The sequence below is a fragment of the Enorma sp. genome, assembly GCF_982429025.1.
In genome coordinates, this window is sequence record NZ_CEWCAA010000034.1 from 1 (window position 1) to 23,850 (window position 23,850).

The 23,850-nt window shown below is 61.7% G+C and carries 14 protein-coding genes and 1 tRNA gene; 14 read left to right on the forward strand and 1 reads right to left on the reverse strand.

Going from position 1 to position 23,850, the window contains the following annotated elements; all coding sequences use genetic code 11:
- The first annotated feature begins 150 nt into the window (after window positions 1–150).
- The 5 genes from AC1VS5_RS06645 (at window position 151) to AC1VS5_RS06665 (ending at window position 5,303) form a co-directional block, all read left to right on the forward strand.
- The gene (locus tag AC1VS5_RS06645) at window positions 151–360 is read left to right on the forward strand and encodes a hypothetical protein (RefSeq protein ID WP_481218125.1); all 210 of its coding nucleotides are present in this window, start codon (window positions 151–153) and stop codon (window positions 358–360) included.
- A 108-nt stretch (window positions 361–468) separates the two neighbouring features.
- Window positions 469–2,523: an oxidoreductase gene (locus AC1VS5_RS06650; protein ID WP_481218126.1), complete on the forward strand. Its 2,055-nt coding sequence runs from the start codon at window positions 469–471 to the stop codon at window positions 2,521–2,523.
- Window positions 2,524–2,964: 441 nt separating this feature from the next.
- On the forward strand, window positions 2,965–4,251 hold the full coding sequence (locus AC1VS5_RS06655) for an aconitase X (RefSeq protein ID WP_481218127.1): 1,287 nt from the start codon (window positions 2,965–2,967) through the stop codon (window positions 4,249–4,251).
- Entirely contained in the window at window positions 4,251–4,694 is a 444-nt protein-coding gene (locus AC1VS5_RS06660; protein WP_087186903.1) for an aconitase X swivel domain-containing protein, read from the forward strand. Before AC1VS5_RS06655 ends, AC1VS5_RS06660 begins: the two co-directional genes overlap by 1 nt.
- A 69-nt stretch (window positions 4,695–4,763) precedes the next feature.
- Entirely contained in the window at window positions 4,764–5,303 is a 540-nt protein-coding gene (locus AC1VS5_RS06665; RefSeq protein ID WP_481218128.1) for a hypothetical protein, read from the forward strand.
- A 69-nt stretch (window positions 5,304–5,372) separates the two neighbouring features.
- Here AC1VS5_RS06665 and AC1VS5_RS06670 read toward each other — a convergent pair whose 3' ends face one another.
- Complete coding sequence (locus AC1VS5_RS06670) at window positions 5,373–6,005, reverse strand: TetR/AcrR family transcriptional regulator (RefSeq protein ID WP_481218129.1); 633 nt, start codon at window positions 6,003–6,005, stop codon at window positions 5,373–5,375.
- Between the two features lie 425 nt (window positions 6,006–6,430).
- Between AC1VS5_RS06670 and AC1VS5_RS06675 the strand changes: the two genes are divergently transcribed.
- The 9 genes from AC1VS5_RS06675 to AC1VS5_RS06715 form a co-directional block, all read left to right on the forward strand.
- Window positions 6,431–7,885 carry a hypothetical protein gene (locus tag AC1VS5_RS06675; RefSeq protein ID WP_481218130.1) on the forward strand — a complete coding sequence of 485 codons (1,455 nt, stop codon included), beginning with the start codon at window positions 6,431–6,433 and terminating at the stop codon, window positions 7,883–7,885.
- Window positions 7,875–8,558, forward strand: a complete 684-nt coding sequence (lepB, locus tag AC1VS5_RS06680; protein ID WP_481218131.1) for a signal peptidase I — start codon at window positions 7,875–7,877, stop codon at window positions 8,556–8,558. Before AC1VS5_RS06675 ends, lepB begins: the two co-directional genes overlap by 11 nt.
- 17 nt (window positions 8,559–8,575) lie before the next feature.
- Window positions 8,576–17,584 carry a leucine-rich repeat protein gene (locus AC1VS5_RS06685; protein ID WP_481218132.1) on the forward strand — a complete coding sequence of 3,003 codons (9,009 nt, stop codon included), beginning with the start codon at window positions 8,576–8,578 and terminating at the stop codon, window positions 17,582–17,584.
- 114 nt (window positions 17,585–17,698) lie between these two features.
- Window positions 17,699–19,270, forward strand: a complete 1,572-nt coding sequence (locus tag AC1VS5_RS06690; protein ID WP_481218133.1) for a SpaH/EbpB family LPXTG-anchored major pilin — start codon at window positions 17,699–17,701, stop codon at window positions 19,268–19,270.
- 117 nt (window positions 19,271–19,387) lie between these two features.
- On the forward strand, window positions 19,388–20,209 hold the full coding sequence (locus AC1VS5_RS06695; protein ID WP_481218134.1) for a class C sortase: 822 nt from the start codon (window positions 19,388–19,390) through the stop codon (window positions 20,207–20,209).
- 20 nt (window positions 20,210–20,229) lie between these two features.
- A complete protein-coding gene (locus tag AC1VS5_RS06700) occupies window positions 20,230–21,312 on the forward strand; it encodes a Cna B-type domain-containing protein (protein ID WP_481218135.1) in 1,083 nt (360 codons plus the stop codon).
- Between the two features lie 32 nt (window positions 21,313–21,344).
- Entirely contained in the window at window positions 21,345–22,097 is a 753-nt protein-coding gene (locus tag AC1VS5_RS06705) for a sortase (RefSeq protein ID WP_481218136.1), read from the forward strand.
- 120 nt (window positions 22,098–22,217) lie between these two features.
- Window positions 22,218–22,293 (forward strand) — tRNA-Arg (locus AC1VS5_RS06710).
- A 277-nt stretch (window positions 22,294–22,570) separates the two neighbouring features.
- Window positions 22,571–23,850, forward strand: a 1,280-nt coding sequence (locus tag AC1VS5_RS06715) for a RecQ family ATP-dependent DNA helicase (protein WP_481218137.1), incomplete at its 3' end; no start/stop codon positions are given.

The following is a 23,850-nucleotide window of genomic DNA, read 5'->3' on the forward strand; positions in this document are numbered from 1 at the left end:
GGCGGAGTGGCAGCCGACGGCGATGCGATCTCTCCTCGATGATGCAGAGCGGTGTTCCCCGAGGCGCTGAGCCAAGGTGCAGATATGGGCCCGCTTTCGTGAATGCAGGGGGTATGCTTACGGTATGGAACGCGGCGGAAAGGATTTGGTATGGCAGAAGCCCTGGACAAGCTGGCACCGGTTGCCAGCGGAAATCAGACGGTGCCGGCTGACGGCGGAAAGCAGGAAGCCCTCCGCAAGGCGGCGGCCCCGAGCGACCCGTTTATCCGAGCAGAGAATGAGGACGACGACGGCTACGATCCCTATTCCGACCGTCTGCCCGAGCCCGAGCCGCTGTTCGAGCGAGATCCGTGGGGCTAACGCCAGCTGCGCGTTAATGCGCCCCGCCAGCCGACGAACGCCGCCTGTTCCCATGAACGCGAAGTAGAATCATGCGCAAGGGTCTGTTGGGGACGAAAGGGGATGTATATGGACGAACGGCTTCAACCGCTCTTCACGCCGTGGAAGATAGGAAACGTCGAGCTCAAAAACCGTATCGTGCTCACATCGATGGGCGGTACGGACCTCTTCGGCTGGATGGAGAAGAACCATTTCGATGAGGCGGGCGCCCGCTTTATTCTTGAGGTTGCCAAGAACAACGTCGGCCTCGTGTTGCCGGGCTGCCAGCCGGTGTATAACCCCATGTTCGGCCAGTGGCTCTACAAGAACAAGAAGATGTACCGCAATCTTGCGGCGTGGATGCTCAAGCTGCACGCTACAGGTGCCAAGCTCTTCGTTCAGCTCACCGCGGGCTTTGGCAGGTCGTTCACCGTGAGCAAGCTCATGGAGGACCTCTACACCAACCCGGTGCTGCGGCGCGTGTCAAAACCGTTCATGGACCTTGACCGCATTTGCGCGACGGCAAGCCCCACGCCGAACCGATGGTCGGACAAGGTTCCCTCGCGCGAGATGACCGTCGAGGAGATTCACGAGATGGTCGACGCGTTCCGCCGCTGCGCGGTGCTGTTGCAGGAGGCGGGCGTCGACGGCGTCGAGATCCATGCGGTGCACGAGGGGTATCTGCTCGATCAGTTCACGCTGCCCTACGTCAATCGTCGCAACGACGAATATGGCGGTTCGTTCGAGAACCGGTATCGCTTCGCCGTCGAGATCGTTCAGGCCATCAAGCAGGCCTGCGGCAAGGACTTCCCGGTATCGCTGCGCTACAGCGTCGTCTCCAAGACGAAAGGCTTCCGCGAGGGCGCTCTGCCGGGGGAGGAATACACCGAGGTCGGGCGCGATATGGCGGAATCCGAGCGGGCGGCAAAGTACCTGCAAGACGCCGGCTACGATATGCTCAACTGCGACAACGGGACCTACGACGCATGGTACTGGGCCCATCCGCCCATCTACATGCCCGAGAACTGCAATCTTGAGGATGTCGAGCACATCAAGCAGTTCGTGGACATCCCCGTGGTCGCGGCGGGGCGCTTGGACCCGCGTGTAGCCGCCGATGCCATCGCAGCGGGCAAGCTCGACGGTGCGGGCTTCGCGCGGCAGTTCCTGGCCGACCAGGCGTGGGTCACGAAGCTCGTCGAGGGCCGTCCGGAAGATATCCGCCCCTGCATCCTTTGTCACAACGGATGCTTCAACATGTGCCACTACAAGGGAGTGCCGAACGACCAGGAGCTTACGGACAGTTTGGGGCTTTCGCGCTGCGCGGTGAATGCCGAGACGATGCAGTGGAAGAAGCACCGCATCGTGAAGACGTCGGCTCCTAAGACCGTGCATATCGTAGGTGGCGGCATCGGCGGCATGGAGGCTGCGCGCGTGCTCAAGCTCCGCGGCCATGAGCCGGTGATCCACGAGCGCTCTGGCGAGCTCGGGGGAACGTTCATCGCAGCGAGCGCGGAATCGTACAAGGGGAAGCTGCGCGACCTCTTGGCTTGGTATCGGCGCCAGATGGATGAGTTGGGTATTGAGGTGCGTTTGAACGACGAGGTGCGTGACGTTGCCGCGTTGGGCGCAGGGCCGGTTGTCGTCGCAACGGGTGCGCGTCCGAAGGTCATGCGAAGCGTTCCGGGCCATGAGCTCATGGTCGAGGCTTGCGACTATCTGACCGGCACGCCGGTGGGCGACCGCGTCGTGGTGGTCGGGGGCGGTCTCACGGGGTGCGAGATTGCCTATGAGCTGGCGCTCCAGGGCAAGCATCCCGTTATCGTTGAGATAAAGGACGACCTTATCGCGCAGACGGGCGTGTGCTTGGCTAACAGCTCCTACCTGCGCGAATGGTTCGCTCTGCACGAAGTGCCCGTGCACTTGGAGGCGACGCTTGCCGAGGTGCGCTCCGATGCCGTGGCGTGCCGCGCGAAGGACGGCTCGACGTTCGAGATCCCGTGCGATAGCGTGATCAGTTCGGTTGGATACAGTCCTGCGCCGATTGCGACGAAAGGCAAGAACGTCTATCTGGTGGGCGATTGCAAGGAAGTGGGCAACCTGCGCAACGTGATCTGGGGTGCCTATGAGACGGCGATGAAGATTTAGCGGCGGAACGATCTGGCTGCGGGTCGGCGCCTGCGGTGCGGCGCCGGTGGTTTCGCGCGGCGGTCGTGGCGTGGTTGCGCCGCAGCGTTGCCGGGCGAGATTTGGACGGTGTTCGCGTTGCCGGGCACGATTCGGACAACGCGGGGATTGTCGGGCGAGATTCGGACGGCGCCACATTGCCGGGCGCATTTCGGACAGTACGGGAGTCTTCGGGCGAGATTCGGACGCTCAGAGCCCTAAAAATGGCGAAATATCGCCCGACAACGCCTTGCATGTCCGGATCCCGCCCGACAACGCCTTGCATGTCCGGATCCCGCCCGCGAATGCGCGGCTGCCATCGCGCGCCGCCCGCAACCTGCAGCGCCCACACCCCGGCGCTCCGCAGTTTCATCCCGCTCCCAGACTCCTGCGCTAGGATAGTCGTAACACGAAAGGAAGCATATGGACCACACCATGCAGCTAACCGAGGAGCAGCAAGCCATCCTCGACGGTGCGCAGGGCGAGACCATGGCTCGCGTCATGGAAACGCTCGTGCGCTACGGAGAAATCTTCGGTGCCACCAAGATGGTGCCGGTTACCAGCCAGTACAATCATCTGGTCACATCGTTCGGGCTGAAGGCGCTCACGCCGGTCTACGACCTCATGAACCAACTCATCGAGACGGGCGCCACCTCCAAGCAGCGCTTCTCCGCCGACCCGCGCCCGCTCGACCCCAACGTGCCCAGCAATTTCATCCAGAACATCGTGTTCAAGAAGTTCATGTACTCCAAACAGGACTTTTACGAGGGGCAGCTCCACAAGCTGGGCCTTATGGAGAAAGACGCTTTCACCTGCGCCTGCTATATGGATGAGGTGGGCAATACGCCAGTGGAGGGCGAGGTGCTCAGCTGGTCGGAGTCGAGTGCGGTGGTGTACGCTAACTCCGTTCTGGGCGCGCGCTGCAACCGCAATTCGGGCATCATCGACCTCATGGGCTCCGTGGTGGGCTACGTGCCGTACTTCGGCCTGCTCACGGACGAAGGCCGTAAGGCGGACTGGATCGTCGAGGTGCGCACCACCAAGCGCCCCGAGGCGCAGCTTCTGGGTTCGGCTATCGGTATGAAGGTGATGGAGGACGTGCCGTATATCGTGGGGCTCGACCGGTGGCTGGGCGAGCTCGATGAGGACGCGCGCACGTATCTGAAGGATTTCGGCGCAGCTACGGCATCAAACGGCGCGGTGGGCCTCTACCACGTGGAGGGAATCACGCCCGAGGCGGTGCGGCAGGGCCGCGGCCTCGTTAAGCCGGGCGCCCGTACGTACGTGGTCGACGACGCCGAGCTCCAGCGCGTCTACGACAGCTACCCGGTGGTGTGGAAGAAGCGCGACGCTCGGCCCAAGCTCTGCTTCATGGGGTGCCCGCACATGAGCCTCAACCAGCTCGTCACGTGGACCGAGCGCATCGAGCAGGCGCTTGCGGGGCTGGGCCGCGACCGCGTGGTCATCCCGACGGTCTTCACGGCGGCGCCCGCGGTGCTCAAGCGCTTCGGCGAGACGCCCTATGCCGCGCGCCTCAAGGCGACGGGCGTGATTACCTCTTATATCTGCCCGCTCATGTATATGAACAATCCGCTCTGCGCGAGCATGCCGGTTATCACATCGAGCAACAAGTTGCGCACGTATACCACCGCGCGCTACTACACCGACGACGAGATTCTCGAGCAGATTACCAAGGGAGGCGAGCGCTGATGAAGACGTTTACAGGGCGTGTGATTTCACCCGGAGAGACCACGGCAGAGGCCGTGGTGACGCACGGCGGGCTCAACACGCTGGCGTCGTTCCAGAAGGCGCTGCAATTTGGCGATAAGAAGGCCACGTGCGGCGACCAGAACAATCCGGATCTTTACGGCAAGCAGATGGCGGGCCGCGCGCTCTGCCTGCCGCAGACCATCGGTTCCACCACGGGCGGCCTCGTGCTGTACTGCGCATGCGCCATGAAGCGCCAGCCTGCCTGCATGCTGTTCTCGGAGCCCATCGATTCGTTGGCGGCGGCGGGCGCCGTGCTCGCCGACGTATGGCTGGACGATGTATCGATGCCGGTCATAGATAGCCTGGGCGATGAGTTTTTGAGTTACGTGCAGGACGGCATGGCAGTGACCGTGCGCGAGGGCGGCGTAGTTGAGGTTGGCTAGGCCGAGCTTTACGGGGCAGGGGGTAGGCCTCTGCCCCGTTTTGCTGTGCCGGTGAAAGGGGCGGTAACGGTGGACCCACGCATAATCGTGCTCATGGTGATGGGCGTTGCACTGCTCGCGTGGGTTGTCTTCTGCGGCGTCATGGCTGTTCGGCGCCTGCGGAGCTCCGCGTCGCGCTCTGGTCTTGTGGCGCAGGTGACGTGCGATACGTGTGGGACGCGGTTCGACGTTGATGCTGCCGAGCTTGCGCGAACCTTCGTCTCGAAGTCGCGAAGCGTTACCAAGACGAGGCGCCGTGGCGCAGCTCTTGTTGATGAGCCAAGGTATCTGCGTTTCGCCAAGAAGGTGTGGTGCCCGCATTGCGGCGCGCAAAGATGGGCGAACATAGAGAATGTCAACGAGCTCAATGAGCGGCTGCGTCCCGAGCTCATGCGCGTGGGCATACGATGCTTGCTGGTGATGGCAGTGGGCGGATTTATCATCTTGGGTGCGGCTTCGGTGGCAATGGGTTTTGCCGACCGTGCTGCCGAGGCGCGCGTTGAAGAGGCGCGCCAGCAGCAGAGGGATGCGCTCATGGAGCACTACGATAGCCTGCGGGATGCCGATTGACGTTGGCGCCACCCGCGCTAGGGTAGGCGCGGGCTGCCGGCCGCGATGGGGTTCGGCGGTAGCGGCATGCTAGTGCTCGGGCCGGCGGTCCTTGTACTTCTCGGTATAGCCCTCGATATGCAGCGTGCAGGCGATGATGTCTTTGATGACGGGTTCCGGCACGTCCTTATGCGAGCGAATGTAGAGGATGAGCCCGCTGATGAGCACGTAGAACGTTTCGTAGACGTTATCGATGAGGACCTCGTGGTACCGCGCAAAGTCAACGACGGTCGATTCGCAGATGTAGCGCGCGCAGCGTTCCGCCACACGGTTCACGAACGTGGTATAGAGCACGGCGTCCCCGCCCTCGGTGATAGAGCCCGAGATACCGGGCATTTCGAGGACGAGCGTCTTGAGCAGATGGGAGATGCCGTCGAGGGCGCCTTCGATATCGCCGAAGGTGCGCCCCTCATTCCAGCTGCGGAGGCGCGCGATGAAGGCGTCGATGGTGTAGTCGAGCGCGGCCTCGAGGGCGACTTCTTTGCTGGGGAAGTAATGGTAGAAAAGCGAGCGCGCGCAGCCAACGCGGGAGGTGACGTTGGAGACCGAGAGCTTGCCGATGCCTTCGGCGGAGCAGACATCGATGACCGCCTGAAGAATCTCTTCGCGGCGCACCTCGTGCGAATGGCGTGCCTGGCGCGCGTGGCCGGGGCTTTCTGCCATGGTGACCTTCCTTTCTTTGTGCGATGCATCTAGTTTCCTACAAAGGTTGACATATCGTCAATGAGGAAGGGCCAGAACGCGCGGGAAATGGCGGGAAAGGGCCGCCTGCAGTGTCTGAAGTACGAGCTATGCCAAAAAAATACGCTCACCCCAAAAAAGTTAAGAAATAAGGCAATCTACATTGAAATACCATCCGACACGTCTTGTGTCATAATTATGTAGTCCCTCTACCATTAATTTGTGAGAGGGGCTACGAATGGTGCGGGAAATGTCAGGTAATCGGCATCAAGCGTTTGCGACGGCCCGTTCAGCTGCCTTGGGCGTCTGGACGCTTGATGACAGACGCTTGATATCTAGGCGGTGTTGCAGTGCGGTTTCGTTGATCGAGGTGGCACGGCAAGCGAGCGACGGGGAGAAGGAGAGCTGTGAAGTACGCCGAGCTTAAAAAGCTTAATCGTCAGGCACTGCTGGAGATTCTCGTTGCGCAGAGCAGGCGTATCGACGAGCTCGAAGAGCAGCTTGCAGAGGCTAAGGCGGCCCTGCAGGAGCGTTCCATCATGATGGACGATGCTGGCTCAATCGCAGAAGCCGCACTCAAGATCAACGAAGTATTCGAAGCCGCGCAGGCAGCGGCAGATCAATACCTTAAGGGTGTTCGCGAATCCGGTTCATCGCTCGTTCACGATGGGGTTCTTGCGGGAGAGACGGCGGGCGAGGTATCGCCATGCGCGGTTTCTGCAGAAAGTCAGAACCTGCCAGCCGATGATGTATCGGACGGGACGGAGCCGCAGGTGGCGGATGGCGCGCCGAGCGGGGTGGAGTCGCAGGTGTCAGATGATGCGTCGGCCAAAGCGGAGCCACAGGAAGTGAACGGCGCGTCGGCCAACATAGAGCCTGGGGAGTGCGTACCGGCAGAGCCGGATTCCTCGGCGGCGGAGCAGGGGCGGCAGCCTTTCGAGCCCAGCCAACAGGCGGCGGAGCCGGCGCAGTTGGCACAAGAGCCCGGCCAGCAGCCCGACGGTGCCGCAGCGGATATGCCGACGCAGCAGCTTGGCGAAAGCGCGCCGGTTGCGTCGAGCGAGCAGGCGCCGGAAATGCAGGCCGTGCCCATGCAGGAACGATTCCGCATGCTCGTCCCCGATCCGCGGCCCGATGCGTCTGAGGGGGCTACCCTCGAAGCGCATGCGCCGCACGGCAAGACGGTATTTCAGCGTGCAAAAGAGGCAATCGAGGCGGGGCTCGCCGAGCCGGATGATGACGTCCCCACGTTGCCTTACGGCCCGTCGATGCCCATTCCTTCGGAAGATGGCTTTACGCTCGACGGGTTTGCTACAACCGCGCGGGAGGAAGAGCCTGCTGCGTGCGCGCCCTATGGCGCCCACTATGCGATTCCCTCCGAGGCTGCGGTGCCGGCGCAGGGTACTACTTCGCCAGCGCATAGCACCACATCGCCAGCTTCGCCTTCGAGCGGCGATGTGCCTGTGCCCGAGCATGGTAGCCCTGTCCCAGACCCTGCTCCCGTTCCCATTCAGACCATGGCGACGGAGCAAGGGGGCCAGGCAGCGTTCCCGCATCCCGGGTTAGCGCAGGCGGGAACGGCTTCTGCATCGTCGGCGTCCCAGCCGATGCCGATGTATGCCTATCCCTACCCATATGCAGGGCCCGCATCCCAGCCGGTGCCGGTCGAGCAGTCTGCGACGGGGCAGTCATACATGATGCCCATCTACCCCACGGCATATGGAGCGCAGGGCGCTTCTCCCGCCTACATGATGCCCATGCCCTGGTGCCCGGGCTATGCATATGCGCCCACCCCTATGGTTCAGCAGCAGGCAGCAGGGCAGCGGGAGCCGGCAGAGCGAGGCGATGCGCATGAAGCGTAAGCGCCGCGACGCGAATGTGACCGAAGAGACACTCCCCGTAGCCGTGTCCAGCGGGGAGAATGCGAGTGCCCCAACAATTACCGGTGCACCCGAGCCCCCGAGCAAGCCCATCGAGCTGCCCTCCACGGCCGATCTGGAGCGCGAGCTTGAGCGCGAGCAGGGGCGCACGCGCATGCGCCGCATCGTGCGCGGTACGTTCTTCGTGCTCATCGCTGTTGCCGCGGTAGCGGTGCTCGTTGCAACGCTCTTCCTGCCTGTGCTTGTGGTCCATGGGTCGTCTATGACCCCCACCCTGCATGATGGCGAGATGGTCGTGTCGGTTCGCGGTTCCCAGTACCACCAGGGCGATGTCATCGCCTTCTATTACAACAACAGCATCTTGGTTAAGCGCGTCATCGCCACCGAGGGGCAATGGGTCGATATCAATGAAGACGGCGTCGTGCGCGTTGACGGACAGGTGCTCGATGAGCCCTACGTTGACCAGCTTGCGCTCGGCACGTGCGATATCGAGCTGCCCTACCAGGTGCCCGAAGGACGCATCTTCGTTATGGGAGACCATCGCACCACGTCCATCGACAGCCGTACATCCGAGATCGGATGTATCGATGAGGACGACGTGGTGGGCGACATCGTATTCAGATTCTGGCCGTTCGATAACTTCGGCCTCGTGTAGCGGGTGAGGAGTGCGTTATGGAAACACGCTCGATCAAGGACATCATGGCGAGCAGCCGCATCAGGCGGCGCTGGCGTCCCATCGTCGCCGTTCTCGGCGTGCTCACGGTTGCCGCAGTGGTGGCGCGGCTCATGCTGCCCGCCTCGACGGTGGGCGACAACCCGCGCATCTCTGCCGAACAGGAGGTGATCCTCGCCGGTGAGGCGGCGACGGTGCATGTACGCGCCGATGCGGAAGACGGGCAGGCCAAGACCGTATTCGCCTTGCGCGTAGTGGGAGGCAGCGGCCTCGCGAACGGATACACCTTTTCCGAGAATGGCGAGGTGAACATCACCGATGCGAGCGGTGCGCCTATAACCGATAGCGCGGGCAACGTGATCGACGTGTATTCTGCCCCGCAGGACGAGAACACCCAGGTGTATCTCTTTGCGCTCCCCGAGGGAGCCACGGCCGAGTTCGACCTCGATTTCCAGGCCGCAGGTGCGCATGCAGAGATTTCGAGCGGCTCGCTCGAGGATGTCTATGAGTATGTGGATGCCATCGAGTTTGCCTCGACCGAAGCCGCGCAGGATGACACTGCCGCGCAGTCCGGCACGCTGATGACCGACGCTTATGCGCTTGATGAGGAAGAGGCCGGCGAGGTTGCGACCAACGAGGCGCCTGCGGCCCGCTCGGGCGAGGGCTCAGCTGCAGCAACGCTTTCCAACGATGAGGAGACCGGGGGTACCGAGGATTCTTCCCCCGATGACACCGCGGCAAGCGACGCCGCGAACGATTCCGAGGGCGATTCCGCCAACGATGCCGCGGGGGCTGGGGCGGAAGGTTCCGACCAGTCGACGGATGCAGGTTCTGGTGCTACGGCAAGCGCCGACGACACCGCCGCGAGCAACGACGACGGCGCCCCGAGCACCGATGACACCGCTACCGATGCCAGTTCAAATGCTGAGAGCGATGAGTCCTCGGCCAACGACGGCTCTGCTGAAAGCGATGCATCAAATGGCGCGGCGACGGGCGAAGATGCCACAGAAGACGAGGCGGCTGCGCCCGAGCTCCCGGTGATCGAGGTTACCTTCGGCGACGGCGAGGCTACGGGCACATCGACCATCACCACGGGACGCGGCGCCACGGCGGCTGAGGCCGTGACGAATGCTGCCCGCAGCGACGCGGAGCAGCTCGAGCTCTCGTGGATGACGCAGGACCAGATTGATGAGCTGACCCGTACCGAGGCCACGGCGCAGAGCAACGAGGCGAGCGCCCAGAGCGAGGACGGCGCGTCCGCGCGTTCGATCGATCTCACGGGCGCCGCCCGCATGGACGGCGGCAGCTTTGCCGGCGCGAACGACGAGGAGCTCAGCTGGAGCGTTATGCAGACCGATGCCGGCGACCTCTATCTGGTCATCTCCGGCGAAGGCGACATGCCCGATTATTCCTCGGATGCCGACCTTCCCTGGCGCGGGTATGCCTCGCGCCTGCAGGGCATCGTGGTCGAGGAGGGCATCACCACGATCGGCACGCGCTGCTTCTGGAATCTGAGGGCCAGCGAACTGAGCCTGCCCAGCACGGTGACCGTGATCAACTCGTACGCATTCGGCTATAACAGCTTTGTCGAGCTCACCATTCCCGGCAACGTTACGACGATTGGCAACAACGCGTTCGATGGGAACACGCAACTCGCCTCTCTTACGATTGAAGAGGGCGTTCAAGCCATCGGACCCAATGCCTTCAACGGCACCGGAAGCTCATCGCTTGTATTCCGCATTCCCGCCTCAGTGACGAACATAGGTAGTCTCAACACTCCGTATGTGGCTCGATACGAGGTGGCGGATGGGAACGCCAAATATGTCGCCGATGACGATGGCGTGCTCTACCAGGTTACCGATTCGGGATTGACGCTGCTTGAGTACCCAACGCGGCGTGAGATGGTCGAGGACTACACTATCCCCAGAGCAGTTGACAACAGGCCGGTGACTGCGCTCGACACCGGCTCGCTCCAGGGCCTCCAGAACCTGCAAAACGTTGTAGTGCCGGCTTCGGTGCAGTCGATGAGTAACGGCGTGTTCCAGGGCAGCACGTCGCTCGAGTCCGTTGTGTTCGAGAATGGGATGAGCTTCGGCTCAAACAGCAACGGACTCAACGGTACCTTCAGCGGATGCACGGCGCTCACCTCGGTGACCTTCCCCAGCAGCATGACGGGTTCGCCCTCGTATACGATGAACAGCACGTTCTATAACTGCCATGCGCTGCGTGAGGTGGTCATCCCCTCCTACATCACCTCGGTTACGAACAACCCGTTCTATGCCTGTTATACATTGCGGACAATTACCTATGATGCCGCTGCTGCCAGCGTGAGCGAGACCATCGCCGATGGCGCGATGGGCAACATCACCTTCGACCTCGTGGTGGGCGCGAACGTCGATCAGTTGCGCGATTACTCGCAAGGTAATGCCAATACTAATCACAGCTTCTCGGCGCTCGCCGATTACGCGCGGAGTATCTCCTTTGCGCCGAACAACGCGTTCACCATCGATGCCGGTGCGTTCTCGGGTGCGTACAACCCGCTGACGAGCGACCTCTCAGGCAATGCATGGGTGGATGCGAACGGCGTACTCTACCTTTACGATACCAAGACGAACGAAGCCATGGTTGCCTACGTTCCGGCGGGCCTCGAGGCGGTCACCATCCCCGATGAGATTGTTGTGCCTAAGGGCGATGCAGGTGGCACGGCGGGAACCTATGCGGTGACGCGCGTGCGCCAGGCGGCGTTCTGCCAGGCGTCCGATACCACGGCGGTCACCTTTGCTAGCCCCGAGGCGATTACGACCATCGACCCTTATGCTTTCGCCGACTGCACCAACCTGGAACGCATTAACGGCGCAACTGAGTTCGACGCCGTCAAGGCGACCTTCACCAACGCGACGTTCGGCGTGACGCCGTTCTATAACACCAAGATCGAGGGCTCTGCGGGGTCGTCGGGATTCGAAACCGAAATGCAAGGTCAGCAGGAGCTGAACGTGGGCGGCACCGAGGACGCGCCTGCGCTCAACATCTCTGTGCGCTCCGCCGGCGGCACCATGACCTGGCTCGACGATAATCCGCCCGATGAACTCGGCGGGTACCGACTGCTCACGGGCGATACCATGACGGTGACGGCGGCGGTGAGCAACACGAGCGAAACGCCTAACACCTACCGTATCTACCTGCACCTGAATGACACCGACGGATCCATCAACCTGGAGCCGGGCACCACCTACACCTTCGACGGGGTGAAGGCCACCTGCCATGCCACCGAGGACCCGGCGACGGTCTACCTCGAGATCACCCCGCCGACGGGCTCTACGGTATATGCGCCCATCACGGTGGGCTATCCCAACCATGAATCTGATGGTGGCGGTGTGACCATCTGGGGCGTCGAGCTCACGCAGGAGCAGGCGGCTGATCAGGAGAACGACGGCCTCATCATCGACGCCGACAGCAACAACTACATCGATGCATTCTGGACCACCCAGCAGGACACCTTCTCGCTTACGAAGGCGAGCAACAACACGGCGACCGTGGTGGGTGACGAGGATGGCACCATGCGCCCGAACACCAACCTCTCATGGCTCTTCACGTTCGGGCATGAGGGCGGCGAGGAGACGAGCGAGGCGTTCGGCCACGACCATGTCTACATGATTACGTTCTCCGATACCATCACGCTGCCCGAAGGCATCGACTGGGATCCGCAGGTTCTTGCAGATATCCGGGCGGGCAACGTGCACGCGCGCACGAACACCCTGTATGCGGGGAACACCGCGATCGCTGCGCTCTCGCACGCGGGCGGCAAGACCACCTATGCGTTCGATGCGAGCTACAACCAGGAAGACAACACCATCACCTTTGAGTGGTCGCTCCGAAATGCAGACCGCGATGCGGAGATCAATCTCACTACCTCGACGTTCAACCTGCGTCCTGAGGCGATCGTGGTCGACACGGATGTGTACGCAAAGGATGACAACCACCTCATCCACAACAGCGCTACGGCCGACCTCGAGTTCTATTTTGGCGAGAACCAGCAGGTGAGCGCAGAGGCTACCTATAGCCTCGCGGTGACTGCGGGGAATTTGACGCTCAACAAGACCTCCGGCGGCGCCACCTACTTTGGCGAGGATATCGACTATACCCTCGAGGTGGGCAATACCGGTGGCTTAGCCTATACGGCGGAAACGAACCGCGCAGGCGAGGCATATGTGATGGACGAGCTGCCCGAGCAGCTGTACATAAAGCCTGCCGCAATTCAGCAGATACTCGATGATGCGGCGGCGGATCCTCTGGCTTCTTGGATTGGTCGGGCGTCGGTTACCATCGAGCAGGCGGAGCTCGCGCCGCGCGAGTGGACACCGGTGAAGAGTGTGGACGGTGCGGATAGCTCGTACCAGCACGTGGGGAACTCAAACATCGATGGCGTGACGGTGGGTAACACGATCGAGATCACCCGGGTCCCGGCAGATGGCTACCAGGCGGTCATTACCCCAGCGGAGGGCGAGCCGCGCACGGTGACCGCGAGCGCGGTTGAGGAGCTGCTGCAGAAGATCGGCTACGCGCCCACCAGTGCCTCGCGGTATATCTGCCGCTGGTATATCGGCAACGGTCACTACACCGAAGACAATCGGCTTACCATCCCGGCAGGGCAGACCTTTACCCTTGATTTACCCGCTACCGTGAAGGACTCGTTCATGATCTTGGGCGAGGACTGGATGAACCGGTACAACAACGAGACCATGACGTTCACCAACACTGCTCACGTGTGCGTCGACACCACAAACAGCTCGACGGGAGCGGTGACGGTGAACAACATCGAGAGAGCGGGCACGCGCTCCCGCACCAACACCGTGCGCCGAGAGGCCATCATCACCAAGAGCGTATCGAGTGATGGTGCCACCCTGGGCGATAGCTTCTCGATAGAGAACGGCAGCATCCTCGATTACACCTTCGAGTTCACGCACTACGGCTCCGAGGTCTACGAGAACCTGCCCATGGTGGACGACCTCTACGGTACGCAGTACCTGCTGGTGCCGGTGGGGTTGAATACGGACAACCCCACGCTTGTGGGGCTCGATACGGTTCAGGGCGACGATGACACATCGTATTACAAGCTCGCTGTGGGAACCTATACCAATGTCGTGGTGGGCACGGATGCGAACGGTAACAACCTCACCGCCGCCACCATTACGGTCGCTTCTGATTCCGACACTGTGGACGGCCATGCATATGATGGCCTGCACACACAGGTGAAATGGTATTACAAGACCTTGGGGAACGCGAGCGGACAGACGCTTCGCCATACGGTTACGTATAAAACAATCGTTGATACCGCGAGCACCGTGGGCGATGACGCCGCGAGCTACGTGGTTGGCAACATCATCTGGATGAACGATCGCGTCCATCGGCGCCTCTATGATGGAACCTGGGGTGGCGGCACCGTGGTCGAGTACGACAAGAACATCGTTACCGATCTCGGTAAAGCCGATGACCCGACCGACGACGTCGTTGATACGGACAAGCATTCCGTCGTTGCCGAGGGGCAGCGCGTCACCTATCGCATCGATCTTGAGAACAACTCCGGTACGTATAGCTACACCTTCCCGGGTACCTCGTTCTACGACATGCTTCCCGAGACCTACGGCGTCTTCGATTGGACGCGCGGAGGCGACGGCGTTCCGGCGAACGTTGAGGTAAAGTGGGTCACCAAGGGTGGTGCGACCGTTCAGAACCGCGACAGCTGGACCGTGAGCAATCGGCGCGATGCAACCACCGACCCGGTGGCGGGCCAGCAGTACCTGCACTTCGACGATGTCTCCATCACGTACTCGACCAACAGCGCGGTCTATCTCTATGTGACCCTGACCTTCCCGGAGGATAGCTCCGCCGAGGGCGGCGCGCAGACCTGGACCGAGTTCGCCACCGCAAACGCGGGCGCGGTGCTCTACAACACCGCCTACACCTACGGGTTCCCGGCGACCGTCTCGCATGAGTTGGACATCGAAGGGCGCGTGCTTCTGCAAAAGGGCGTGTACAGCACTATGTACAACGGCCATGCGACGAACTACTACTTCACCGATGATTACGACCGCACGTATTATCACAACCGCGATTACCGATACCGCCAGGTTGCCTACTACGTGGTGCTCTACAACGGCAGCGCGAAGCGTCTCTACCTGGATACGCTCTACGACCAGCTGCCGAATGGGTTCAGCTATGCCGCGGTGACGAACACCGAAGACCTGAACAGCGGCAACGTGAACAACATCAGCCAGTCGAGTGTGGTAACCGGAACCTCGGGCAATGCGCTGTTCACCGATGTTTCCGGCGCGAACGCGAGCGCCATCTCCTATAAGAGCGCACGCGTGACCGCGGCGTACGACGAGGCGTCCAATACGGTGCAGTTCGACTTCTCGGACGGTACGGGCGATAGCGCGGTGAGCTACGACGAGGATAGTGGCCGCTATTACCTGGGCAACAACGAGGCGATCGTCTTCGGCGTGGTGTGCCGCGTGGGCGAGGCCGCCGAGACCGACGATCTTGCCACCAATACGATTGCCATGCCCTATGCAAACAATTCGGGTACGGCGACGAGCATCGTGACCGATGACGAGATCATCTTCTCGGGTGCCGAGACGAGTGTGGACAACGTGAGCTACAGCGACACCAACGACGGCGAGTCGCGGCTCCTCTCGAGTGACCAGGTGGAGCAGCAGTACCGCTTTACCGACGAGAGCGGTGCCGAGCAGTGGATCGTTTCGGACGTGTCGCTGAAGCGCGGCGAGATTCGTCCGGGCATCACGAAGTCGACTGCGAGCTTCACCTCGACCGAGGGGACCACGCACGCCTACGATACGGCGATCAGCCCGGGTGACACCGTGAACTGGGAGGTCAATGTCTACAACGACGGCAACGCCACGATGTTCGATTACGTGGTGGAGGACATCATGCCCGCTCCCTTCGTGTTCGAGGGCGATGTGTATGCAACCGTCTACAACGAGAGCGATGCGTCGTGGCAGGCGCGCACGCGGCTCTTCACGGTTACCGAGCACGAACTCGGGGCAGAGACCATCACCGTGCAGGATAGTTATAACGTTCCGGTTGACCGCGAGCTTACACGCGGCGGTGATTGGACGAACCTTACGGGAGGCAACACCTTCGAGGTCAAATACGATGTCGTAGGTGGCAATGAGGTGTTCTATATCCGCTTCACCTCCGAGACGAGCTTCTCGATTCCCGAGGGCGGGCATATGCTGCTCGAGTTCTCTTCGCGCAACCCGACCACCACGCACGTGAACACCTCGTACACCAATGTGACGCGCGTGACCCCCACACAGGAATTCACGCAGTTCTCGAACAATGGCACGCCGGAGTATGACGAGAGCAAAAATCCTGTTTCGTCTACGCATTCCTCGCAGGTGACGGTAGCCTTCGGATACGCCACCTCGTCCGAGAAGCACGTGCAGAACGCAGACGGAAGCAAGCGCGCATCTTCGACCGAAACCGGTTCGGGGCAGTACATCACGCTCGACAGCACGCAGGAAGGCTTCCGCTATACGCTGCAGGTGAACAACGCCACCGACGAGGCGATGACCAAGCTCGTGCTCATCGACAACCTGCCCGAGGCGGGCGATACCGATCCGTTCGGGAACGATGCGCAGCGCGGTTCGAACTTCACGGTGAGCCTTGCCGACAATCCCGATTTCCAGGTGCTTGTGACGCCGGAGGATGGTGAGCCGACTCAGCTGGATAGCCATTATTACCAGATCCAGTACAGCTCTGATACCGATTTCGGCGGCCCCATGAGCGCAGACTGGGCGGGTGAGACCACTGAAACCACTGCGACCTGGGTAGATGCCGGCTCCTGGACGAGTCCGCTTTCCGAGGTGCGCTCCATTCGCATCATCATCACCGATGAGGGAGCCACTCAGATTCCTGCCCATGCGGTCATCACGGTGTCCTTTGGCGCGAGCGCGCCCGATACGGTCGAGGTCACCGCTCCCGTTGCTTGGAACAACTTCGGGTACCACTACGCTATTCGCGGCGTCGAGCAGGAGCTTGAGGCCATGAGCGATTTGGTTGGCGTGCGCGTGCCAAGCGTTCCGCGTCTGCAGAAGCAGCTCGTGGACAACGACGGCAACCCGCTTGCAGCCGAGACCGACGAGGCATTCAGCTTTGTGATCTACGAGGGCGAGGAGCTTGCCGGCAGCTACGCGACGCAGGAAGAGCTCATCCAGGCACTCGAAGCGGCGAGTCACGATTATGCGATCGAGACGGTCGAGGTCAAGGCGGGCGAGAGCGAATCCGGCTGGGTGTTCTTGAACGACGCAGCCGAGGCGCTTGGCCTCACGGATGGGAGCCGTTACACGGTTGCCGAGTTCCCCGAGGGCGGTTGGACGGCAGATAACATGAACGCCGACGGCGCAGACTCGAACGACGGCAGCGCGACCTTCACCTACGATGCGAACGGCCAGAACTCCATCACCTGCGTGAACCGCTTGAGCGAGTGGACGCTCCAGCTGAGCAAGGTAAACGGCACGGCGGGCGAGGATCAGAGCCCGCTCGAGGGTGCGGTGTTCGCGCTCTACACGGCAGATCCTACCGACGGCGTGCTGACGGAGGTGCCTGCGGAGTATGCAGATCTGGGAATCGAGCCTACGGTCACCCGTTCGGAAACCGCGGGCGAGGTTACCTGGTATCTCAAGGACATCAAGACCACGCCCGCGAACGGGCAGATCGCCTGGGCGGAGCTGAACGAGGATTCCTACGGCCTGCTCGAGGTCGCGGCCCCAGATGGGTACAACCTGCCCGCCGAGCCGTGGAACGAGGTAAGCCGCCCGGCGGCGGGCGCGAGCTCAACCACGGTCGCGTTTAAGGTGCACAACGCCCATGGCTTCCTCCTGCCTGAATCGGGCGGTATGGGGACACGCGAGCTTTCCGCTGCGGGCGCGGTCATCGCGGTTGCGGCGGGGGCGGCGCTGCTTGCTCGCCGCTGGAAGCGGGAGTAGGTGATGCGATGTATGGGGGCGCGGGGAAGCTCATCCCACCCCTCGCGCCGATGTTCGGGGATAGCGCGGGCTCATGCTCCGCGTGTCGGAAGGAATAGAGGAAAGGAACGGACCATGAAGGCAATTCGGAGGGTAGGTGCAGCTCTGGCAGCCATGCTCGTCATGGTGCTTTGCGCGGTGCCAGCGTTCGGTGAGACCATTACCATCAACAACAGCTCGCAGAACGTATCCATGGATGGGCAGACCTACAACGCCTACAAGGTGTTCGACGTCACCTATAGCGGCGATGCCTACGCCTATACCATTGACGATGATTTCGCTGACTTCACGTATACCCCCAGTGGCCAGGGCGCGCTGAGCGGTTCCGACCTGGTGGCGTATGTGAGCGGCCTTGAGAGCGATTCGGACGAGCTGAACGCCTTTGCCGAGGCGGTGCGCACCTACATCACCACTAACTCGATTAAGGCCGACGGTACGAAAACCGGTACGACGGCCAATTCGGTGACGATTGACGTGACCAGCGCCGGCGCGGGCTACTACATCGTGCTTGGCAGTGCGGCCGCCGACACTCAGGAGGGCGAGACCGTTGTGGCCTTCGCCGCGCTCTCGACCACCAACCCGGACGCGACCGTTGACGTGAAGGCCGACATCCCCACCGTGGAGAAGGAGGTTCGCGCCGACAACAACGGCAGCGCCAGCTGGGGCCCGTATGCCGACTATGAGGTGGGTGACACCGTGCCTTTCCGCATCACCGGTACCATTCCCAGCTACGCTGAGGGCTACGACGAGTACACCTATGTGATTCACGATAGCCTGAGCGTGGGATTGACGCTCGATACTACGAGTATCAAGGTGTACACCGACGCGAACCTCACCCAGGAGCTCGATAGTAACAATTACTCCATTGCCACCAGTGGGCTGGGCGATAACTGTAGCTTCCATGTGACGATCAATCCCGATTACATCAAGGGGAACCACGAGGCCACAATCTATGTGGGTTACACCGCAACGGTGAACGATGATGTTGTCATCTATACCGATGAAAACACTAACGACACCTACATTGAGTTCTCGAACAACCCCTACGATGCCGACAGTAAGGATAAGACGCCTGACAAGCAGGTGAAGGTGTACTCCTACAGCTTCGACCTCTTCAAGTTCTATATGGATAATGAGCAGCAGGTTGCACTTGCCGGCGCAGGCTTCCGTCTGTATGAGGACGAGGCCGGCAATACCGAAATCCCCGTGGTGCTTGTGAGCGCCGGCAACGATACCACGGCAAGCGTGTATCGCGTTGCTACCACCGAGGAAATTGAGAAGAGCTCCGCTGTCGAGATGATTACGCCGGCAAGCGGACTCATCACCATCCAGGGTCTCGATGCTGGTACCTACTATCTGCGCGAGACCACCACGCCCGATGGCTATCATGCGCTTGACGGCGCCATCGCGGTTGTCATCACGCCGACGGCGAATGAGACGCAGACCGATGTTGCCTCCCTCACTGTGTCTGGGAGCGGTTCCAACGTGACTATGAATGGTAATACCGTGCAGGTTGAGAATTTGACCGGCAGCCTGCTGCCCACCACAGGCGGCATGGGCACCACGGTCTTCTATATCGTGGGCGCTGTGTTGGTGGTTGGCGCCGGTGTTGGCGTGGTCGTGAAGCGTCGCATGAACGGTCAGTAGGATTTTTGGTGCGGCTGCCGCCTCGGCTCGGCAGACGGCGGCTGCGATCGGTGTAAACCGTGCCGTATCGGAGTGCCTTTTGGGCGCGCGGTACGGCAGCAGAAGGAGTCAGCGAATATGAGCAAAACGCGCACATCTCGCATCATCTCGGTGGTGCTTGCGCTCGCGTTTGTCGCGGGACTCTTTCTGCTGCTGTATCCCACGGTGAGCGACCTTATTAACAGCTCGCGCATGTATCATGCGATCAACACCTATGAAGAGAGCTTGGACCAGGTGGGCCTTTCGGAGTACGTGAGCCTGCTCGAAGACGCGCGCGCCTACAACGAGCGCCTTGCGCAGGGTCGTACGCACTATGTGGAGGGGGAGCCGCAGGACGAAGAATATGCCTCGCTGCTCGATATCGACGGCACGGGCATGATGGGCTATGTCACCATCGACAAGATTGATGTGCAGCTGCCTATCTACCACGGTACCTCGGATGCGGTGCTCGGCGCGGGCGTAGGCCACCTGGAGGGCAGCTCGCTGCCCATCGGCGGCGAGGGCGCGCATGCGGTCCTCACGGGTCATCGCGGGCTTCCGAGCGCCCGCTTGTTTACCGATCTCGATCAGCTTGAGGTTGGGGATACCTTCGTTCTCAACATCATGAACGAGACGCTTACCTACGAGGTCGATCAGGTTCGTATCGTCGATCCAGATGAGCTCGACGATATACAGGTCGTTCCGGGCGAAGACCTCTGCACGCTTGTTACATGCACGCCGTATGGCGTGAATACCCAGCGGCTCCTGGTGCGCGGCCACCGGGTGCCCAATGCGCAGGAATTGAACGTGACGCCTGATGCCACACAGGTTGATCCGCTTATCGTTGCCTCGGTGCTGGCGGCGGGGATGCTGGCGGTGGCATTCGTGGTGGTGCTCGTGCGTACCAGGAAGAAGAACTAGCCGTGAAGAAGGAGGCCATCATGGCTGCTACGCGCAATAGGGAGCTGACGAGGACGCGCTCGAGCGCACTGTCGTGGCGCGGAGCGGGCGCCGAGCGCATGGGTGCCGGACGTAGGGGGCCCTGGCGTATGGGTGCCGGGCGCATGCGTGCTGCGCGGCGCAGTTCGACGTTGGCTGCGGTGCTTGCAGTCGTTGCAGCCGTGTGCCTGCTTTGGCTCCCCGCGCGTGCGGACGCCATCCTATACGACCGGCTTGATCCCGAGCAGAACGGTACGCTTACCGTGAGCCTCGTGGATGATGGCATGGGTGTCGAGGGCGCGGAGCTCTCCATCTATCGTGTGGCCGACATCTCCTCCGATGCACATTTCACGCTTGCGGGCGACTTCGCGGCATATCCCGTTAATCTGACCGGGCTCGATGCTTCGGAATGGCGCGCTGCGGCGCAGACGCTTTCCGCCTATGCCGCGCGCGATGGCATCGTGCCTGCCGCGACCGTTTCAACCAATGCCGAGGGGGCCGCATCGTTTGGCACGGTGTCTGCAGGCCTGTACCTGGTTGTTGCGAATCCGGTAGAGGTGGGGAATGTCGTTTACACTGCCGAGACGACGCTCATAAGCGTTCCGGGGCTCAATGACGATGGCACGTGGAGCTACGAGGTGGTTGCCGACGCCAAGTTCTCCACCGAGCCTGCACCGACCGATATCGTGGTGCGCAAGGTCTGGGCAGACGATGACGACGCTGCGGGCGACCGCCCGCAAAGCGTTACCGTTCAGCTCGTAGGCGATGGCTCGGTGGTGGATGAGGTCACGCTGAACAGCGCAAACGGGTGGCAGCATGAATGTAAGGACCTCGACGGTTCGGTGACGTGGCAGATTGTAGAGAAGGACGTTCCCGAGGGCTACACGGTGAGCGTCGATCGCGAGGGCGCGACCTTTACCGTCACGAACACAATCCAGACGCCGCCCAATGAGGAAAAGCCGCCCGCGGAGAAGCTGCCGCAGACCGGCCTGCTCTGGTGGCCGGTGCTGCCGCTGCTCTTGTGCGGAGCAGGGCTTATGCTGTTTGGGTGGTATCGCCGGCGCGCGCATCGGGGCCGTTCGTAGGTGATGACGTGCGGCTTGCGAAGCATCGGAATATGAAAATAGAAGAACAGCAGGGCGCTGCTCGCGGTTCTAACCTCAGGGCTACGAGCAGCGTTCCCGCTTCGAGCGTCGGCCGTAGTGCTTCGTGCGGCGTTGCGAGCGTGAGCCCAGAACCTCGCGATGAGGACGACCTGAATGTTGGCGATTGGTCGGCTCGGCCGAACCGCAAGGGACTGGTCCCCCTCGTGCTGGGCGCGGTGCTCATCATCGCCGCGCTCGGGTTGGTTGCCTATAACCTCATCGACGACTATCGTGCCGGTCGGGAAGCGTCTGCGGCTGCGGCACAGCTTTCGCAATCCATTGAACAGCAGAGCAACGAGACTGCTCCCATTATCGATCCAGACGCGTCCATGCCTGTGCGCGAGGTCGATGGGCATGAGTTCATTGGTTTGTTGGAGATCCCCGATTTGGGTCTCGCGTTGCCCGTTCAGAATGCGTGGAGCGAACAGGCTGCGCGATTTAGCCCGTGCCGCTATGAGGGGACGGTGTACGCGGGAAATATGATCATTGCGGGCCATAACTACCGAACCCATTTTCGTCATCTCAAAGACCTGGCAATGGGCGCGGAGGTGCGCTTTACCGATGTTACGGGTCATGTTTACGAGTATCGGGTAACGGGGCTCGAAACAATTGATGGCTACGACGTTGAGGGTATGCGATCGGGAGATTGGGATCTTACGTTGTTTACCTGTACATGGAACAGCGTGAGCCGTGTGACAGTTCGCTGCGCGCTCGTGGGCGCTTAGCATTGTTGTGGTGCCATGTTGCCACAGGCGGGTGCAAGGCGCGTGGCGCTATGGACGCATGCCCCGTTGATGCGCTGAGCCGCGCCGAGCATTGCTCTTTCTGCTAAAATCAATCTACTTGCCTCCGTAGCTCAGGGGATAGAGCACCGCTCTCCTAAAGCGGGTGTCGACGGTTCGAATCCGCCCGGGGGCACCAGCGTATACGGCGGCGTCGCGCGAGCGGCGCCGCTTCTGGTTTCGCGGGGCTGTCCGGCGGATTCGGACCGCCGACACCCGCCCGCCATCTTCCCCGCGGGTGTCGTTTTCGAATCCGCCCGGGGGCAGGCGCATCCGGCGGCGTCGTGCGAGCGGCGCCGCTTCTGGTCTCGCGGCCCGCGCTGACCCCTCATATCGATCGCAATCAATCTCGTTCCAAGAAGGTGGCGGTTATCATGTAGGAAGTCGGTACCGGTTCGTGCTCTAGGGGGCGAGTGTTGGCATATTCGCATCAGGACGATGGGGCGGAGCCCTCGGCTTCGTATGCGCCGGCCGCGGCGCTCGATACGCTCAAGCGCTACTTTGGCTACAGCTCGTTTAGGCCGGGGCAGGAGCGCATGGTTTCCGCCATCCTTTCTGGCTGCGACGCGCTCGGCGTCATGCCCACGGGCGCCGGAAAATCTATCTGCTATCAGGTTCCCGCTCTCATGCTGCCCGGGCTTACCCTGGTCGTGAGCCCGCTCGTCTCGCTCATGGCCGACCAGGTGCGCGCGCTTAAGGCGGCGGGCGCACGCCCCTCATATCTCAATTCAACGCTTACGCCGGCGCAGCAGAACACCGTGCTCAAACGAGCCTCCGAGGGCTGGTACCAGATTATGTACGTGGCTCCCGAGCGCTTGGCCGATCCTCGCTTCCTCGCGTTCGCACGGGCGGCGGCGGGACCGGGTGGAATTGGCATACCGCTCGTTGCCGTTGACGAGGCGCATTGCGTATCCCAATGGGGGCAAGACTTCCGCCCGTCGTACCTCGAGATAGCCTCGTTCGTTGCCGCGCTTCCCCAGCGTCCGGTGCTTGCCGCCTTTACCGCGACGGCAACGGAGCGCGTGCGGGCGGATATTTCCACGATGCTCGGCCTTCGTGCGCCGCAGACGGTCACGACGGGTTTCGACCGCCCCAACCTTTATTTCGAAGTGCAGGAGCTGGGTGATAAGGCGAAGGTTGCTTGGGTGCGCGACTACGTGCGCTCGCATGCGCAGGAGAGCGGCATCGTGTACTGCGCAACGCGCAAGAAGGTGGACGAGCTCGCGCAGGACCTGATGCATGAGCTTGCGCCCTTGGGCGTGCGCGTGGGGCATTACCACGCGGGCCTTTCCACCGAGGAGCGCCGGGTAAACCAAGAGGGATTCATCACGGATGCGATTCCGGTAATCGTGGCAACGAACGCCTTCGGCATGGGCATCGACAAGCCGAACGTTCGCTACGTCATTCATCTGAATGCACCGGAAAGTATCGAGGCATATTACCAAGAGGCTGGCCGCGCGGGGCGCGATGGCGACCCTGCGGGGTGCGTGCTCCTGTGGAATGGCGCCGATTTCAACTTGCGGCGGCGGCTCATCGACCGCGACCCTGGAGACGTTGAGCTTGATGAGGGGCAACGCGAGCAGGCCAAGCGCAACCGCTTCAGGCTGCTTTCCCAAATGGAGGGCTATTGCCGTACTACGGATTGCCTTCGAGCGTACATTCTTCGATATTTCGGCGAAGATGGGCGCGATAGGGA

What these genes read in the sequence shown, in the direction of transcription:
- lepB (WP_481218131.1), top strand. Translation starts at nt 7,875, where the DNA reads ATGAAGCGTAAGCGCCGCGACGCGAATGTGACCGAAGAGACACTCCCC.
- AC1VS5_RS06660 (WP_087186903.1), top strand. Translation starts at nt 4,251, where the DNA reads ATGAAGACGTTTACAGGGCGTGTGATTTCACCCGGAGAGACCACGGCA.
- AC1VS5_RS06695 (WP_481218134.1), top strand. Translation starts at nt 19,388, where the DNA reads ATGAGCAAAACGCGCACATCTCGCATCATCTCGGTGGTGCTTGCGCTC.
- AC1VS5_RS06700 (WP_481218135.1), top strand. Translation starts at nt 20,230, where the DNA reads ATGGCTGCTACGCGCAATAGGGAGCTGACGAGGACGCGCTCGAGCGCA.
- AC1VS5_RS06685 (WP_481218132.1), top strand. Translation starts at nt 8,576, where the DNA reads ATGGAAACACGCTCGATCAAGGACATCATGGCGAGCAGCCGCATCAGG.
- AC1VS5_RS06655 (WP_481218127.1), top strand. Translation starts at nt 2,965, where the DNA reads ATGGACCACACCATGCAGCTAACCGAGGAGCAGCAAGCCATCCTCGAC.
- AC1VS5_RS06705 (WP_481218136.1), top strand. Translation starts at nt 21,345, where the DNA reads ATGAAAATAGAAGAACAGCAGGGCGCTGCTCGCGGTTCTAACCTCAGG.
- AC1VS5_RS06645 (WP_481218125.1), top strand. Translation starts at nt 151, where the DNA reads ATGGCAGAAGCCCTGGACAAGCTGGCACCGGTTGCCAGCGGAAATCAG.
- AC1VS5_RS06650 (WP_481218126.1), top strand. Translation starts at nt 469, where the DNA reads ATGGACGAACGGCTTCAACCGCTCTTCACGCCGTGGAAGATAGGAAAC.
- AC1VS5_RS06670 (WP_481218129.1), bottom strand. Translation starts at nt 6,005, where the DNA reads ATGGCAGAAAGCCCCGGCCACGCGCGCCAGGCACGCCATTCGCACGAG.
- AC1VS5_RS06690 (WP_481218133.1), top strand. Translation starts at nt 17,699, where the DNA reads ATGAAGGCAATTCGGAGGGTAGGTGCAGCTCTGGCAGCCATGCTCGTC.